We start from the raw sequence: 14,589 nt of genomic DNA, 5'->3' as shown, positions 1-14,589 counted from the left end.
GTTGGCTGGCCCTGTTGCCCCGTCTACAATCCGCCGTTCCGAGGAGCGTTGCAGCGCCATCAGGCGTGAGGCTCGGACCACATCGCAACCACGCTCACCCGCTGTTCTCGCGGTGAGTCTTTCCCCGTAGGCAGTGGCATCTTTCAAACCAGCTTTGTTGGAGTTCCCATGAGCGCTGTTCTCAAGCCCACCCCCGTTTCGACCGCCGACCAGGCGATTGCTGACCTGTCCCTCGCTGCCTGGGGCCGCAAGGAAATCAAGATCGCGGAAACCGAGATGCCCGGCCTGATGGCCATCCGCGAGGAGTTCTCGAAGGCGCAGCCGCTCAAGGGCGCGCGCATCACGGGCTCGCTGCACATGACCATCCAGACGGCCGTGCTGATCGAGACCCTGCAAGCCCTGGGCGCCACCGTGCGCTGGGCCTCGTGCAACATCTTCTCGACGCAGGACCACGCCGCCGCGGCCATCGCCGCCGCAGGCACGCCGGTGTTCGCCATCAAGGGCGAGTCGCTGAAGGACTACTGGGACTACACGCACGCCATCTTCGACTTCGGCCCCAAGGGCTCGAAGGGCGAAGGCCCGAACATGATCCTGGACGACGGCGGCGACGCCTCGCTGCTCATGCACCTGGGCCAGCGCGCCGAGAAGGACCTGGGTGTGCTCGCCAACCCGACCAGCGAGGAAGAGCGCATCCTGTTCGCCGCCATCAAGGCCAAGCTGGCCGTGGACGACACCTGGTACACCCGCAAGTCGGCCGAGATCATCGGCGTGACCGAAGAGACGACCACCGGCGTGCACCGCCTGAACGAGATGAGCGCCAAGGGCACGCTGCTGTTCCGCGCCATCAACGTGAACGACTCGGTCACCAAGAGCAAGTTCGACAACCTGTACGGCTGCCGCGAGTCGCTGGTGGACGGCATCAAGCGCGCGACCGACGTGATGATCGCCGGCAAGGTGGCCTGCGTGGCCGGCTACGGCGACGTGGGCAAGGGCTCCGCCCAGGCACTGCGTGCATTGAGCGCGCAGGTGTGGGTGACCGAGATCGACCCGATCAACGCGCTGCAGGCCGCGATGGAAGGCTACAAGGTCGTGACGATGGAATACGCTGCCGACAAGGCTGACATCTTCGTGACCACCACCGGCAACAAGGACGTCATCACGCACGACACGATGGTCAAGATGAAGGACCAGGCCATCGTCTGCAACATCGGCCACTTCGACAACGAGATCGACGTCGCGTCGATCGAGAAGTACGAGTGGGAAGAGATCAAGCCGCAGGTCGACCACATCACCTTCCCGGACGGCAAGAAGATCATCCTGCTGGCCAAGGGCCGCCTCGTGAACCTGGGCTGCGGCACGGGCCATCCGAGCTTCGTGATGTCGTCGTCGTTCGCCAACCAGACCATCGCCCAGATCGAGCTGTTCACCAAGCCCGATGCCTACCAGGCCGGCAAGGTCTACGTGCTGCCCAAGCACCTCGACGAGAAGGTCGCGCGCCTGCACCTGAAGAAGGTCGGCGCCATGCTCACCGAGCTGACGGACGCACAGGCCGCCTACATCGGCGTGAGCAAGAACGGTCCGTACAAGCCGGACACGTACCGCTACTGATCGACAGCGCATGCGCGCCGATCAACTGTTGGTAGAGCGCGGCCTGGCCGCGTCGCGTTCGCAGGCTGTGCGGCTGATTGCCGGCGGCTTGCGCTGGCGCGACGCGGGCACCAGCGACGCGTGGCGCTCGGTCGCCAAGAACAAGGACGACGTGCCCGAATCGGCCGAGCTCGAACTGGTCGATGCGGCCGAGGCCCGGTACGTGTCGCGCGGCGGGCTCAAGCTCGAAGGTGCGCTCGCCGTGAGCGGTGTCGATCCCTCCGGCAAGCTGTGCCTCGACGTGGGCCAGTCGACCGGCGGTTTCACCGACTGCCTGCTGCAGCGCGGTGCCGCCAAAGTGGTCGGCGTGGATGTCGGCCACGGGCAGCTGCATGCGAAGCTGCGCGAGGACGAACGCGTGGTCCCCATCGAAGGCGTCAATGCACGCGCGCTCTCGGCCGACGACTTGCAGGAGGAGGGCGGGGAACCATTCGATCTGCGCTTCGACCTGATCGTCGGCGACCTGTCGTTCATCTCGCTCACGCTGGTGCTGCCGGCGGTCGTCGAGTTCCTGGCCGACGACGGCCACCTGCTGATGTTGGTGAAGCCGCAGTTCGAGCTGCAGCCCGGCCAGGTCGGCAAGGGCGGCATCGTGCGCGACGAGTCGATGTACGCGGTGGTCGAGAAGCGCCTGCACGATGCCTGCGAGGCGCTGGGTCTGCGGGTGCTGCAATGGTTCGACAGCCCGATCGCCGGGGGCGACGGCAACCGCGAGTTTTTCATTCACGCCGTTCGCGCTGTTCACGACGCGAACGACGGTTCCTAAGGAGACGCAGGTGCGCCTTCCGTTGAGTTTCGAATTCTTCCCGACCAAGACGCCCGAGGGCGCAGTCAAGCTGCGCGCTGCGCGGCAGCAGCTGTATGTGCGCAAGCCGCAGTTCTGCTCGGTCACGTACGGCGCGGGCGGTTCCACGCACCAGGGCACTTTCGGTGCGGTGCAGGAGATCCTGTCCGAAGGCGTGGACGCTGCGAGCCACTTCTCGTGCATCGGCGCCACGCGCGCCACGGTGCGCGAGCAGCTCGCCGAACTCAAGGCCATGGGCGTCAAGCGCCTCGTGGCCCTGCGCGGCGACCTGCCGAGCGGCTATGGCATGGGCGGCGAGTTCCTGTACGCGAGCGACCTCGTTGCCTTCATCCGCGAAGAGACCGGCCGCGACTTCCACATCGAGGTGGCCTGCTACCCCGAGGTCCATCCGCAGGCACGCTCGCCCGAAGCCGACCTGCAGGCCTTTGCGACGAAGGTGAAGGCGGGCGCCGACTCTGCGATCACGCAGTATTTCTTCAGCCCCGAGGCCTACTTCCGCTTCGTCGACGACGTGCGCAAGCTGGGGCTCGACACGCCGATCGTGCCGGGCATCATGCCGATCACGAGCTCGACGCAGCTCATGCGTTTTTCCGACGCCTGCGGCGCCGAGATTCCGCGCTGGGTCCGTTTGCGGCTGCAGGGCTTCGGCGACGACACGGCGTCGATCAAGGCCTTCGGCCTCGACGTGGTCACCGACCTGTGCGCGCGTCTGCAGGAAGGCGGCGCGCCGGCGCTGCACTTCTACACGATGAACCAGTCGGCGGCCACGCTGGCTGTGCTGGAGCGCCTCGATTGAGTGGGGGCGCGGGACTTCGTGCCGTCCTCGTCGCTGCGACCTGCGTTCTCGCGGGTTGCGCCATGCCACCGGCGACCGACGCCGAAGGCGGGGCGACGGCGAAGCTGACGCCCTTGCGTCGCGCCATCGCGGTACCGCCGGGCGCGGCGGCGCGTTCGAGCGTGCCGTCGGTGCGCTATGACCTTGCGGTGTCCGGCACGGGCGAACTGCCGCCGGACGACGGCGTGCCCGGCGATGAGGGCACGCGGGAAATCTTCGAGCGCGGCGGTGCCTCCTGGTACGGCATTCAATTCCATCAGCGCAAGACCGCCAACGGCGAGCGCTTCGACATGGCGGCCATGACGGCGGCCCACAAGACCCTGCCCTTCAACACGCGCGTGTGCGTGCGCAGCCTCGTCAACGGCAGCGAGGTGCTGGTGCGCATCAACGACCGCGGACCGTACGCGGCGGGTCGCGTGATCGACCTGAGCCGCGCGGCGGCCGACCGCATCGGCCTGACGAGCATGGGCATCAAGCAGGTGGCGTTGACGGTCGTCGATCGCGAGGGGATGCGTTGCGGCGGATTGCCGGTGGAGGCGGGCGACGTGCTGGCGTCCGCAACAGTACCGGCTGCGCCGCAACGGGCGAGGGCTCCGGCGCCCGCACGCCGCAAGGCGGTCGTGCCGCCCCGCCGCCAGAGATAGGGGCGGGAAGGCTCAGCCGCCCGAATCGAGCGAGAAGGCGGCGTGCCGGTCTTGCGCCAGGCGCTCCGCCAACTGCGGCAGCGCGGCCGCCAGCAGCGGCTTCAGCGTGTACGGCGGATTGATCAGGAACATGCCGCTGGCCGGCAGCCCCGGCCGATGCGTCTCGCCCGATGCGTCCGTCGTGATCTTGCTGGACTTGACCGTCAGCGTGGCGTGCAGCCACGACTTGCCGGCTTTCGTCGCCATGGTCTTGAGCCGGCGCGGCAGGTCGTGCGCCTCGGGGCGCGGAATGATCGGATACCAGACCGCGTAGGTGCCGGTGGCGAAACGCTTGAGCGCCTCGGCCGCGAAGTCGAGCACGCGGCCGTAGTCGGTCTTCATCTCGTAGCTCGGGTCCATCAGTACCAGCGCGCGGCGCGACGGCGGCGGCAGGAACTTGGTGGCGCTGCCGAAGCCGTCTTCGTTCAACACGGCGATCTGGCGGCCGGCCTCGAGCTGGGCGATGTTGGCGCTCAGCGCGCGGCCGTCGGTCGGGTGCAGCTCGAACAGCTTGAGCTTGTCGTGGTCGCGCAGCAGGTGCTGCACGATGAATGGCGAGCCGGGATAGACGCGGGCGCCGCCGTTGGGGTTGAAGTCGTGAATCACTTCCAGGTAGCGCGCAATGGCGTCGGCGACTGGAATTTCGGCTTCAGGCACTACCTTTTTGGTAGCGGACTTCGCAGCGGAGACTGGCGCATCGGGCGTTTTCTTGCCCGAAAGAAGCCGCAGGATGCCGTCGGCCGCTTCGCCGCTGGTGCCTGCGTAGTCGCCGTCGAGCCGGTACAGGCCGGCGCCGGCGTGGGTGTCGACGACCGTCAGGGCTGCCTCTTTTTCAAGCAGATGGTCGAGCGTGGCAATCAGCACCGTGTGCTTGAGCACGTCGGCGTGGTTGCCGGCATGGAAGGCGTGGCGGTAACTGAACATAGGGGGAGGATGGTAACGGTGTTGGGCCCCGCATATGCGAATTTGCCAGCACAGGGCCATTCTTTATATAATCGCAGGCTTCGCAGCGTTTTTGTGGCCCCGCGGCGAGGACTTTAAACCCACCTAAGAGATTCCCGTCAGAGGAACGCCGACCGTGGAAAAGGGCCCGCCAAACCCTCTTTTCAAGAGAAAAACTCATGACCAAAACGTTCAGCGCCAAGCCCGCTGACGTGACGCACGAGTGGTTTGTGATTGACGCGACCGACAAGGTCCTCGGACGAGTAGCCAGCGAAGTTGCTCTCCGTTTGCGCGGCAAACACAAGGCCATTTACACGCCTCACGTCGATACCGGTGACTTCATCGTCATCATCAACGCCGCGCAACTGCGCGTCACCGGCGCCAAGTCGATCGACAAGGTGTACTACCGTCACTCGGGCTACCCGGGCGGTATCACGGCGACGAACTTCCGCGACATGCAGAACAAGCACCCGGGCCGCGCCCTGGAAAAGGCTGTCAAGGGCATGCTGCCCAAGGGCCCGCTCGGTTACGCGATGATCAAGAAACTCAAGGTGTACGGTGGCGCTGAGCACCCGCATACCGCCCAACAGCCCAAAGTGCTGGAACTGTAAGGAGCCTTGAGAATGATTGGTGAATGGAACAATGGCACCGGCCGTCGCAAATCCAGCGTCGCCCGCGTGTTTCTGAAAAAAGGCACCGGCAAGATCACGGTCAACGGCAAGGACATCCAAGAGTTCTTCGGCCGCGAAACCTCGATCATGATCGCCAAGCAGCCCCTGGCGCTGACCAACAACCTCGAAGCTTTCGACGTGATGGTCAACGTGAACGGCGGCGGCGAATCGGGTCAAGCCGGCGCCACGCGCCACGGCATCACTCGTGCGCTGATCGATTACGACGCGACGCTCAAGCCCGTGCTGAGCCAAGCCGGCTTCGTGACGCGCGATGCGCGTGAAGTCGAGCGTAAGAAGGTCGGTCTGCACTCCGCCCGTCGCCGCAAGCAGTTCAGCAAGCGCTGATCTGTTCACTGCGAACACAAAGCCGCCTTCGGGCGGCTTTTTCGTTACCGGGGCCGCCTTCGGGTGCCTTTTCGCTGGAGCTGCCTCTTGGTGCAGGGGGCGTCCGACCCCACTTGCATTGGGGTGCACGCCACACCCGGCCTGCCGGGAATGCGGCATTGCAGTAGCATTCGTTTCATTGGCCGCATGTCCGGCCCCCTAGGAGTTATCACCCCATGAGCGCCGTTGCCGAAAACATCCAGACCCAGATGCCCGAGCCGATCGTCTTCACCGACAGCGCGGCCGCCAAGGTCGCCGACCTGATCGCCGAGGAAGGCAATCCCGACCTGAAGCTGCGCGTGTTCGTGCAGGGCGGCGGCTGCTCCGGTTTCCAGTACGGTTTCACCTTCGATGAAATCACCAACGAAGACGACACCACCATGACCAAGAACGGCGTCTCGCTGCTGATCGACGCCATGAGCTACCAGTACCTGGTCGGCGCCGAGATCGACTACAAGGAAGACCTGCAGGGCGCCCAGTTCGTGATCAAGAACCCGAACGCCACCAGCACCTGCGGCTGCGGATCGAGCTTCTCGGCCTGATGCTCGCCGAATGCTGCTGACCCAGCACCCCTGAAAAGCCGCCTCCGGGCGGCTTTTTCGTTCCCGTCCGTTTCCTTGCCCTGTCCCCCATGACCTCCGAGGCCGAAGCCGCCATCGCCGATCCCGTTCAAAAGAGCCTGCTGTGGCTCGTCGCCGTCGGCTTCTTCATGCAGACGCTGGACGCCACCATCATCAACACGGCGCTGCCGTCGATGGCCGCGAGCCTCGGCGAAAGCCCGCTGCGCATGCAGTCGGTGGTGGTGGCCTATGCGCTCACCATGGCGATGTTGATTCCCGCCTCGGGCTGGATCGCCGACCGCTTCGGCACCCGGCGTGTCTTTTTCTCGGCGATCGTGCTGTTCGCCGCTGGATCGGTGCTGTGCGCGCTCTCGCACGGGCTGGGCCAGTTGGTGGCTGCGCGGGTGGTGCAGGGCCTGGGTGGCGCGCTGCTGCTGCCCGTGGGGCGCCTGGCGCTGCTGCGCACCGTGCCGCGCGGAGGGTTCCTGCAGGCGATGAGCTTTGTCGCCATCCCGGGGCTCATAGGGCCCCTGCTGGGCCCCACGCTGGGCGGATGGCTGGTGCAGTATGCCTCGTGGCACTGGATCTTCCTGATCAACGTGCCCGTGGGGCTGCTGGGCTGCATTGCCACGCTCAAGTACATGCCTGACCTACGCGGTGCTGTGCAGAAGCGCTTCGACAGTGTTGGCTATGCGATGCTGGCCTTCGGCATGGTGGCGATTTCGCTCTCGCTCGACGGCGCGGGCCTGCACCAGGGCGGCGTGCTGGTCGTGCTGATCTTCGGTTTTGCCAGCATCGTCGCCTATTGGCTGCGCGCCGCGCGCACGCCCGAGCCGCTGTTCGCGCCCTCGCTTTTCCATGTGCCGACGCTCAGCATCGGCCTGATCGGCAACCTGTTCTCGCGGCTGGGCAGCAGTTGCATGCCCTTCCTGGTGCCGCTGCTGCTGCAAGTGTCGATGGGCTATTCGCCGGTGCGCGCCGGTCTGATGATGCTGCCAATCGCCCTGGCGGGCATGGCCATGAAGCGCTTCGCCACGCCGCTGATCACGCGCCACGGCTACCGCAAGGTGCTGGTGGCCAACACCATCCTCGTGGGCTGCACGATGGCCAGTTTTGGCCTGACGGCGCCAGACCAGCCGATGGCGCTGCATGTGCTGCAGCTGCTGGCTTTCGGCGCGGTCAATTCGCTGCAGTTCACCGCGATGAACACGATCACGCTGAAGGACCTGGATGGCAGCATGGCCAGCAGCGGCAACAGCCTGCTGTCGATGGTGCAGATGCTTGCGATGAGCCTGGGCGTTGCCGCCGCGGGTGCCGTGCTGACGGGCTACAACGGCATCTTCGGCACCGAGACGCCGGCGCACACGCTGGATGCTTTTCAGGCTACTTTCGCAAGCATGGGGCTGATCACGGTGGCTTCTGCACTGATCTTCTGGCATCTGCCCTCGGAAGTGCGCGCCACACGCCCTGCGCAGCCGGAGGTTTCCGGCCAGGGCTGATCCGTTTCAGGCCGGGTAGATCGCGCCGAGTACCCGCGGCCCGCGGGCGCCGGTGACGCTGGCCAGGTTGCCCGCCTCGCGCCGGATGGTGGCGCGGGCCAGCCATGCAAATGCCGCCGCCTCGACCTGCTGGGGCGGCAGGCCGTGCTCGGTCGAGGCCGCCACGTCGACGCCGGGCAGCAGCGCGCGCAGGCGGTCCAGCAGGTGGTCGTTGAGGGCGCCGCCTCCGCAGACGATCAGCAGCTCGCTATCTTTTCCATAGCCGCTTACATCTGCTGCGCAGGCGCGAGCGGTCAGTTCGGCCAATGTCGCCTGCACATCTGCAGGCGCCATCGCCCTCGTGCCCACCTGCGCGGCCAGCCAGGTCGGATTGAACAGGTCGCGCCCGGTGCTTTTCGGGGGTGCCTTGGCGAAGTACGGGTCCGCCAGCATCTGCGCCAACAGGTCGGGCAGCACCTGTCCGCTGGCAGCCCATTGGCCGCCACGGTCGAAGGGCTGGCCCTGGTGGGTCTGGCACCAGTGGTCCATCAGCGCATTGCCCGGACCACAGTCGAAGCCGAGCACGCTGATGCCGCTGGCCGCATTGGTGGCCGGCAGCAGGCTCAGGTTGGAAATGCCGCCGATGTTCAGCACCGCGACCGTCTCGTCGGCCCGTGCGAACAGCGCATGGTGGAAGGCCGGCACCAGCGGCGCGCCCTGGCCGCCGGCCGCGAGGTCGCGGCTGCGGAAATCGCCGACCACGTCGATGCCGGCCAGTTCGGCCAGCAGCGAGGGGTTGTTGACCTGGAGGGTGTAGCCGACCTCGTCGAACTCGAGCGGCTGGTGGCGCACCGTCTGGCCGTGCGCGCCGATGGCGGCGACGGCGCTGGCGTCGGTGCCGCTGTCCGCCAGCAACTGGGCGACGACGCCGGCGTACGCCCGGGCCAGCCCGTTGCCCGCCAGTGCCGCACGGTGCAGTTCGTTGTCGCCGGGCGTGTTCAGCGCGAGCAGTTCGGCGCGCAGGGCCACGGGAAATTGCGCCGTGGCGTAGGCCCGCACCGCGATGCGGCCGCCGGAAAAGTCGGCCAGCACACCGTCGACGCCGTCGAGCGAGGTGCCCGACATCAGGCCGATGAAGAGTTTGGCGGCCATCCCTGGATCAGGTCGAGAGAGGCTGCCTGCCGCGCGGCGGAATCAGTCGGCGCTGGCCTGGATGACCGAGAAGGCGGCTGCCAGCTCGGTGCGCGCGCCCACGGCGATGCGTTCGAAGGCCGGACGCAGCGCCGCGGTGATCGGTGCGCCGCCTTCCTGGGCGATGGATGCCGGGTCTTGATAGACGCCGCCCACGCGGAATTCGAAGTGCAGGTGCGGGCCGGTGGCCCAGCCGGTGGAACCCACCGCGCCCACTGTCTGGCCCTGGCTCACCTCCTGACCGGCCTTGACGTCGATGCGGCTCAGGTGCGCGTAGGCCGTCTGCTGGTTGTTGCGGTGATTGATGATGACGATGTTGCCGTAGCCGTTCTGCGTGCCGGCGAAATCGACCGTGCCGTCGCCGACCGAGCGCACCGAGGTGCCCGTGGGCGCCGCGTAGTCGACGCCGTTGTGCTGGCGCCAGCTGTTCAGGATCGGGTGCATGCGCATCGCGAAGCCGCTGGACACGCGCGAAAACTCGACCGGCGTCGCCAGGTAGGCCTTGCGCAGGCTGTCGCCGTTCGGGCGGTAGTAGCTGCCCTTCTGGCCCGCGCCCGGGGGCTGGAACCAGACGGCCTGGTGGATCTTGCCGTTGTTCTCGAACTCGGCCGACAGCACACGGCCGCTGCGCAGCGCCTGTCCGTCGGCCTCGAAGGTCTCGTACACCACGGCGAAGCGGTCGCCCTTGCGCAGCGCGCGCACGTCGACGTCGCCCGCGAAGATGTCGGCCAGCTGGCTCGCCACCGCATCGGGAATGCGCGAATCGTCGGTGGCGGCGAACAGCGAGGTGCGGATGGTGCCGCTCGCCAGGCGCGTACCCGGCGTGAGCGTGTCGCGCTCGGTCACGCCGGCGAAGCCGGTGGGCGTGCGCTCGATGACGAAGCGCTTGAAGCCGCCGTCGCCGTCGGGAATCCAGCGGGCGCTGAGCTTCTTGAGCTGGTTTTCCTGCGTCGCCTCGGCCGTCACGGTGCGACCGGCGCGCGAGAACAGCGCGTTGCGGGCTTCGACGCTGCCGCGCACGAAGGCGGTGGCGGCCGGGTCGGAGATGCCGAGGCGCTTCATCAGGGCTTCGGCCGTGTCGCTCGAACGGGTAACGTCGGTGCGGAACAGGGTGAAGCTGAAGTTTTCGAGCGATTCGCCCTGGTCGGCGAACGACACCGGCGCCGTCGCTTCGAGGATCTGGTGGACCGGGAGGTCGGAGGCGTCAGGGCCCAGCGATGCCACCGCGAGGGTGCCGGCGCTCAGCAGCGCCGCCGCGATGAGCGCGGTGATCTGCTTGGGATACGTCCGGAATGTATAGGCCACGCGAGAAGCGAGAAGCTCCTCGGCGGCAAGGATGCCGTTGATCAAACTTTGAATTCCAGCTCAGGTTCTGCAAATCCGCCCTGCAAGGCCCAGTACGTTCAGGGCGGCAGCAGACGGTGCGGAAAAAAGCGCCGCTTAGAATTCGGCGCTTGACAAGTCGGGCTGAGTATAGCTTCGGCACCCCCAAAGTCAGCTAAAAAAGCCCATGAACGCCGAATCTGTTACATCCACCACCCTCTCAAATAGTGTAGGACGCGCGCTCGAAATATCCCTCCGGGGCGCCGACGAGCTGCTGCCGCAGGACGAGTGGGTGCGCAAGCTGCAGCGTTCGGAGGCCACCGGGACGCCGCTGCGGATCAAGCTGGGGCTGGATCCGACCGCTCCGGACATTCATATCGGCCACACCGTGGTGCTCAACAAGATGCGCCAGCTGCAGGACCTGGGCCACCGGGTGATCTTCCTGATAGGCGACTTCACCACCACCATCGGTGACCCCTCCGGCCGCAACAGCACCCGTCCGCCGCTCACCCGCGAGCAGATCGAGGCCAACGCCCAGACTTACTACAGGCAGGCCAGCCTGGTGCTGGACCCCGAGAAGACCGAGATCCGCTACAACTCCGAATGGAGCGACCCCCTGGGCGCCCGCGGCATGATCCAGCTCGCCGCCAAGTACACGGTGGCCCGGATGATGGAGCGCGACGACTTCAGCAAGCGCTTCAAGACCGGCCAGTCGATCTCGGTGCACGAATTCCTCTACCCGCTGATGCAGGGCTACGACTCGGTCGCGCTCAAGAGCGACCTCGAGCTGGGCGGCACCGACCAGAAGTTCAATCTGCTCGTCGGCCGGCATCTCCAGCAGGAATACGGGCAAGAACCGCAGTGCATACTCACTATGCCGCTGCTGGAAGGGCTTGATGGCGTCGAAAAGATGTCCAAGAGCAAGAACAACTACATCGGCATCAGCGAGGACGCCAACACCATGTTCGCCAAGGTGCTGTCGATCTCCGACGACCTGATGTGGCGCTGGTACACGCTGCTGAGCTTCCAGTCGCTGGAGCAGATCGCGGCGCTGAAGGCCGAGATCGAGGGCGGCCGCAACCCGAAAGACGCCAAGGTCGCGCTGGCCAAGGAAATCACCGCGCGCTTCCATAGCGCGGCGGCGGCCGATACGGCCGAGCAGGATTTCATCAACCGCAGCAAGGGCGGCGTGCCGGACGAGATTCCCGAGGTGGCGCTGTCGGGCGCTCCACTGGGCATTGCCCAGCTGCTCAAGCAGGCAAACCTCGCTTCTTCGGCGTCGGAAGGCAACCGCCTGATCGACGGCGGCGGCGTGCGGATCGATTCCTCCGTGGTCAGCGACAAGGCCCTGAAGCTGCCTGCAGGCAGCTACGTGGTTCAGGTCGGCAAGCGCAAGTTCGCCCGCGTCACCTTGAGCTGAGCGCCGCTCAGCGCACCTCGATGGTGACGCGCCGGTTGCGCGGCTCGTCCACTTCGTCGGCGGTGGGAATGGCCAGGTCGCGCTCGCCTCGGCCCACGGCCTCGATGCGGTTGGCCGGGAACTGGCGCTCCACAAAGAGCTGGACCACTTCCTGCGCCCGGCGGCGCGACAACTGGTCGTTCTGCTCGCCGCTGCCCTTGGTGTCGGTATGGCCCGTCACCACGATGTCGCCGCCGCTGCGCGCCAGGGCAGCTGCCAATGCCTCGGTCATGATCTGCTGCGATGCCGGGGTCAGCGTGGTGCCACCGATATCGAAATACACCGTGTAGCGCTGCGGCGGGGGCGGGCGCATGTCGAACAGCGGCTTGTTTTCGGCCTGTACCTTGGCCGGATCGACCTGGTCGACCGTCGGGGCGCCGCTCGCGCCCACTGCGGCCGTGGCGCGCTGGTAGGGCTTGGAGAGCACTTCCTCGCCATCCTTGGCGCGCACCACCACCGCCGATGGCTTGCCGTCGGCCTGCGGCAGCAGCACCACCCGCGTGCCCGGCGTCGAGCAGGCGGCAAGAAGCGCGGCTGCCAACGTGGCGATGAAGAGGGATGCGGGGCGGGACTTGGAGGCGATGCTCATGGCTTGCCGTCGGCTTGCACGATGAAGTCGGTGCCGCGGATGCCGATGGTGGCCGTCTGCGTTTCGACCCGGACCGCGTCGGGGTTGGTCTTGCCGATCAGGCCCGTGATCATGCGCATGGAGCCGCGCAGCAGCGAGACCAGCATGCCGCCTTCGTATGTCGTGCCGTCGAAGTGGAATTCCTTCAGGTCGAGGCGCGACGAGGGACCGACCACCAGCGTCGTGTCGTCGCGCAGCACCACGGAGGCCGACGAATCGGGGCCGGTCACGATGCGGTCCACGGTGCCCAGCGCATCGCCCGGGCTGGCGGGGCGCGTGGCGCCGGTGCCACTGAGCAGTTGCACGTTGCCGCGCACGGATTTCACGAAGCCCGCCTGGGGATCGGCCTTGGCCGGGGCCGCCGGCGCAACCGCGGGCGAGGCAGCGGGAGTCTGGGCTTGTGCCAGAGCGGCCGAGCCCACAATGGCCAGGCCGCTCAAGGCGGTCACGAGTTTTTTCATCATCAGGGGCTCTCTGCGAAACGGTGTTCCGCAATGGTCGCGAATACTAATGCGAAGGCGTTACATGAGGACACGAGGCCGATAATTCAGGCAGTTCTTGCGGCCTTTTACCGCTTTTCGTGTGGCCTATTGCCCAATTCTCGATGGTTTTTACATGACGTTTACCCCTAAGACGCTGCTGCGCGTTTCCGTCGCCGTGGCCTTGATCACCATCGTGCTCAAGGGCCTGGCAGGCTACATGACGAACTCGATGGGCCTGATCTCCGACGCGATGGAATCCTTCGTGAACCTGGCGAGCGCCATGTTCGCGCTCGCCATGGTGACCATCGCCGAGCGGCCGGCCGACGACGACCATCCCTACGGCCATCACAAGGCCGAATACTTCTCTTCGGGCTTCGAGGGGATCCTGATCGTCGGCGCGGCCATCGCGATCCTCTGGGTCTCGGTGCAACGGCTGCTGACGCCGCAACCGCTCGAGCAACTGGGCTGGGGCCTGGCGCTGTCGGTGGTCAGTTCGGGCTTCAACGCCGGCCTGGCCTTCCTGCTGTTCCGCGCGGCCCGCACGCATCGCTCGATCGCGCTGGAGGCCGACGGCCGCCACCTGATGACCGACGTGTGGACTTCCGCCGCGGTGGTCGTCGGCATTGTCTGCGTGCAGTTCAGCGGCTGGCTCTGGCTCGATCCGGTGCTGGCCATCGGCGTGGCGCTCAACATCGTGCGCGAGGGCGTCAAGCTGGTGTGGCGCTCGTCGCAGGGGCTGATGGACGAAGCGCTCGACCCCGAGACCCTCGCCACCGTGCGCGCCACGCTCGACGCCTTTGCTGCCCGCATGCCCGAAGGCACGCGGCTACGCTTCGACGACATGGTGACGCGCAGCGCCGGCCAGCGTCGCTTCGCCGACCTGCACATGCACGTGCCCGGCCACTGGACCCTGCAGCACGCCGCCAGCATGCGCGACGAACTGGAGCAGGCCCTGATGGACGCGGTGCCCGGCCTGCGCGTCACGATCCAGCTCCTGCCCCTGACCATGGAAGCCCGCGCCACCCAGGCCGGCGAACATCACCCTCTATGAAAGCTGTTCTTCAACGCGTGGCGAATGCGCGCGTCGACATTGCCGGCCGCACCGTCGGCGCCATCGATTCGGGCCTGCTCGTGCTGCTGTGCGCCGAGCGCGGCGACACCGATGCGCTGGCCGACCGCATGCTCGCCAAGATACTCAAGCTGCGCATCTTTTCGGACGAGGCCGGCAAGATGAACCTCAGCGTGCAGGACATCGGCGGCGGCCTGCTGGTGGTGAGCCAGTTCACGCTGGCGGCCGATGCGAGCGCCGGCAACCGCCCCAGCTTCACCCAGGCCGCGCCGCCCGATGAGGGGCGCCGGCTCTACGAGTATTTCGTGGCGCAGGCACGCGCCGCGCACCCGGTGGTAGCCACCGGCGAGTTCGGCGCCGACATGCAGGTGCACCTGCTGAACGACGGGCCCGTCACCATCCCGCTGCAGATGGCGGCGTAGCGGACGCCGT

At 66.7% G+C, this 14,589-nt stretch carries 16 protein-coding genes and 1 riboswitch; of the genes, 11 read left to right on the top strand and 5 right to left on the bottom strand.

Translation table 11 applies throughout. The annotated features are described in order from the left end of the window. The first annotated feature begins 34 nt into the window (after positions 1-34). A riboswitch (S-adenosyl-L-homocysteine riboswitch) is annotated at positions 35-103 on the top strand. A gap of 65 nt (positions 104-168) precedes the next feature. The 4 genes from ahcY (at position 169) to ASD05_RS19125 (ending at position 3,931) form a co-directional block, all read left to right on the top strand. Next, a complete protein-coding gene (gene ahcY / locus ASD05_RS19140) occupies positions 169-1,608 on the top strand; it encodes an adenosylhomocysteinase (protein WP_056595590.1) in 1,440 nt (479 codons plus the stop codon). Positions 1,609-1,618: 10 nt separating this feature from the next. Further along, entirely contained in the window at positions 1,619-2,413 is a 795-nt protein-coding gene (locus ASD05_RS19135; protein WP_056595587.1) for a TlyA family RNA methyltransferase, read from the top strand. Positions 2,414-2,423: 10 nt separating this feature from the next. Next, positions 2,424-3,248, top strand: a complete 825-nt coding sequence (gene metF, locus ASD05_RS19130) for a methylenetetrahydrofolate reductase [NAD(P)H] (RefSeq protein ID WP_056595584.1) — start codon at positions 2,424-2,426, stop codon at positions 3,246-3,248. A 62-nt stretch (positions 3,249-3,310) separates the two neighbouring features. Further along, the gene (locus ASD05_RS19125; RefSeq protein ID WP_056595581.1) at positions 3,311-3,931 is read left to right on the top strand and encodes a septal ring lytic transglycosylase RlpA family protein; all 621 of its coding nucleotides are present in this window, start codon (positions 3,311-3,313) and stop codon (positions 3,929-3,931) included. Positions 3,932-3,943: 12 nt separating this feature from the next. Here the strand turns inward: ASD05_RS19125 and ASD05_RS19120 are convergent, their stop codons facing one another. Continuing rightward, a complete protein-coding gene (locus ASD05_RS19120; protein ID WP_056595578.1) occupies positions 3,944-4,894 on the bottom strand; it encodes a 23S rRNA (adenine(2030)-N(6))-methyltransferase RlmJ in 951 nt (316 codons plus the stop codon). Between the two features lie 197 nt (positions 4,895-5,091). Here ASD05_RS19120 and rplM point away from each other — a divergent pair, with 197 nt between their 5' ends. From rplM to mdtD, 4 genes are all read left to right on the top strand, one after another. Continuing rightward, the gene (rplM, locus tag ASD05_RS19115) at positions 5,092-5,523 is read left to right on the top strand and encodes a 50S ribosomal protein L13 (RefSeq protein ID WP_007827946.1); all 432 of its coding nucleotides are present in this window, start codon (positions 5,092-5,094) and stop codon (positions 5,521-5,523) included. 12 nt (positions 5,524-5,535) lie between these two features. Further along, a complete protein-coding gene (rpsI, locus tag ASD05_RS19110) occupies positions 5,536-5,928 on the top strand; it encodes a 30S ribosomal protein S9 (protein ID WP_007827948.1) in 393 nt (130 codons plus the stop codon). A 215-nt stretch (positions 5,929-6,143) separates the two neighbouring features. After that, the gene (gene erpA / locus ASD05_RS19105) at positions 6,144-6,509 is read left to right on the top strand and encodes an iron-sulfur cluster insertion protein ErpA (protein ID WP_007827949.1); all 366 of its coding nucleotides are present in this window, start codon (positions 6,144-6,146) and stop codon (positions 6,507-6,509) included. Positions 6,510-6,598: 89 nt separating this feature from the next. After that, a complete protein-coding gene (mdtD, locus tag ASD05_RS19100) occupies positions 6,599-8,026 on the top strand; it encodes a multidrug transporter subunit MdtD (RefSeq protein WP_056595576.1) in 1,428 nt (475 codons plus the stop codon). Positions 8,027-8,032: 6 nt separating this feature from the next. Here mdtD and ASD05_RS19095 read toward each other — a convergent pair whose 3' ends face one another. Both ASD05_RS19095 and ASD05_RS19090 read right to left on the bottom strand, forming a co-directional pair. Continuing rightward, complete coding sequence (locus tag ASD05_RS19095; protein ID WP_056595573.1) at positions 8,033-9,157, bottom strand: anhydro-N-acetylmuramic acid kinase; 1,125 nt, start codon at positions 9,155-9,157, stop codon at positions 8,033-8,035. Positions 9,158-9,199: 42 nt separating this feature from the next. Beyond that, a complete protein-coding gene (locus tag ASD05_RS19090) occupies positions 9,200-10,546 on the bottom strand; it encodes a M23 family metallopeptidase (RefSeq protein ID WP_056595570.1) in 1,347 nt (448 codons plus the stop codon). A 160-nt stretch (positions 10,547-10,706) separates the two neighbouring features. Between ASD05_RS19090 and tyrS the strand changes: the two genes are divergently transcribed. Next, positions 10,707-11,939, top strand: a complete 1,233-nt coding sequence (tyrS, locus tag ASD05_RS19085; RefSeq protein ID WP_056595567.1) for a tyrosine--tRNA ligase — start codon at positions 10,707-10,709, stop codon at positions 11,937-11,939. Positions 11,940-11,946: 7 nt separating this feature from the next. Here tyrS and ASD05_RS19080 read toward each other — a convergent pair whose 3' ends face one another. Together ASD05_RS19080 and ASD05_RS19075 are read right to left on the bottom strand one after the other, a co-directional pair. Next, on the bottom strand, positions 11,947-12,567 hold the full coding sequence (locus ASD05_RS19080) for an OmpA family protein (RefSeq protein ID WP_056595564.1): 621 nt from the start codon (positions 12,565-12,567) through the stop codon (positions 11,947-11,949). After that, complete coding sequence (locus ASD05_RS19075; protein ID WP_056595561.1) at positions 12,564-13,070, bottom strand: FecR domain-containing protein; 507 nt, start codon at positions 13,068-13,070, stop codon at positions 12,564-12,566. The genes ASD05_RS19080 and ASD05_RS19075 overlap by 4 nt, the downstream gene beginning before the upstream one ends. A gap of 151 nt (positions 13,071-13,221) precedes the next feature. Here ASD05_RS19075 and ASD05_RS19070 point away from each other — a divergent pair, with 151 nt between their 5' ends. After that, the gene (locus ASD05_RS19070; protein ID WP_056595558.1) at positions 13,222-14,139 is read left to right on the top strand and encodes a cation diffusion facilitator family transporter; all 918 of its coding nucleotides are present in this window, start codon (positions 13,222-13,224) and stop codon (positions 14,137-14,139) included. Then, the gene (gene dtd, locus ASD05_RS19065) at positions 14,136-14,579 is read left to right on the top strand and encodes a D-aminoacyl-tRNA deacylase (RefSeq protein ID WP_056595555.1); all 444 of its coding nucleotides are present in this window, start codon (positions 14,136-14,138) and stop codon (positions 14,577-14,579) included. Before ASD05_RS19070 ends, dtd begins: the two co-directional genes overlap by 4 nt. Positions 14,580-14,589 lie beyond the last annotated feature (10 nt).

Source organism: Variovorax sp. Root434 (assembly GCF_001426595.1).
GTDB lineage: Bacteria > Pseudomonadota > Gammaproteobacteria > Burkholderiales > Burkholderiaceae_C > Variovorax.
Note: the sequence above shows the minus strand (reverse complement) of the source record. Positions and strands in the feature narration are given on the sequence as shown.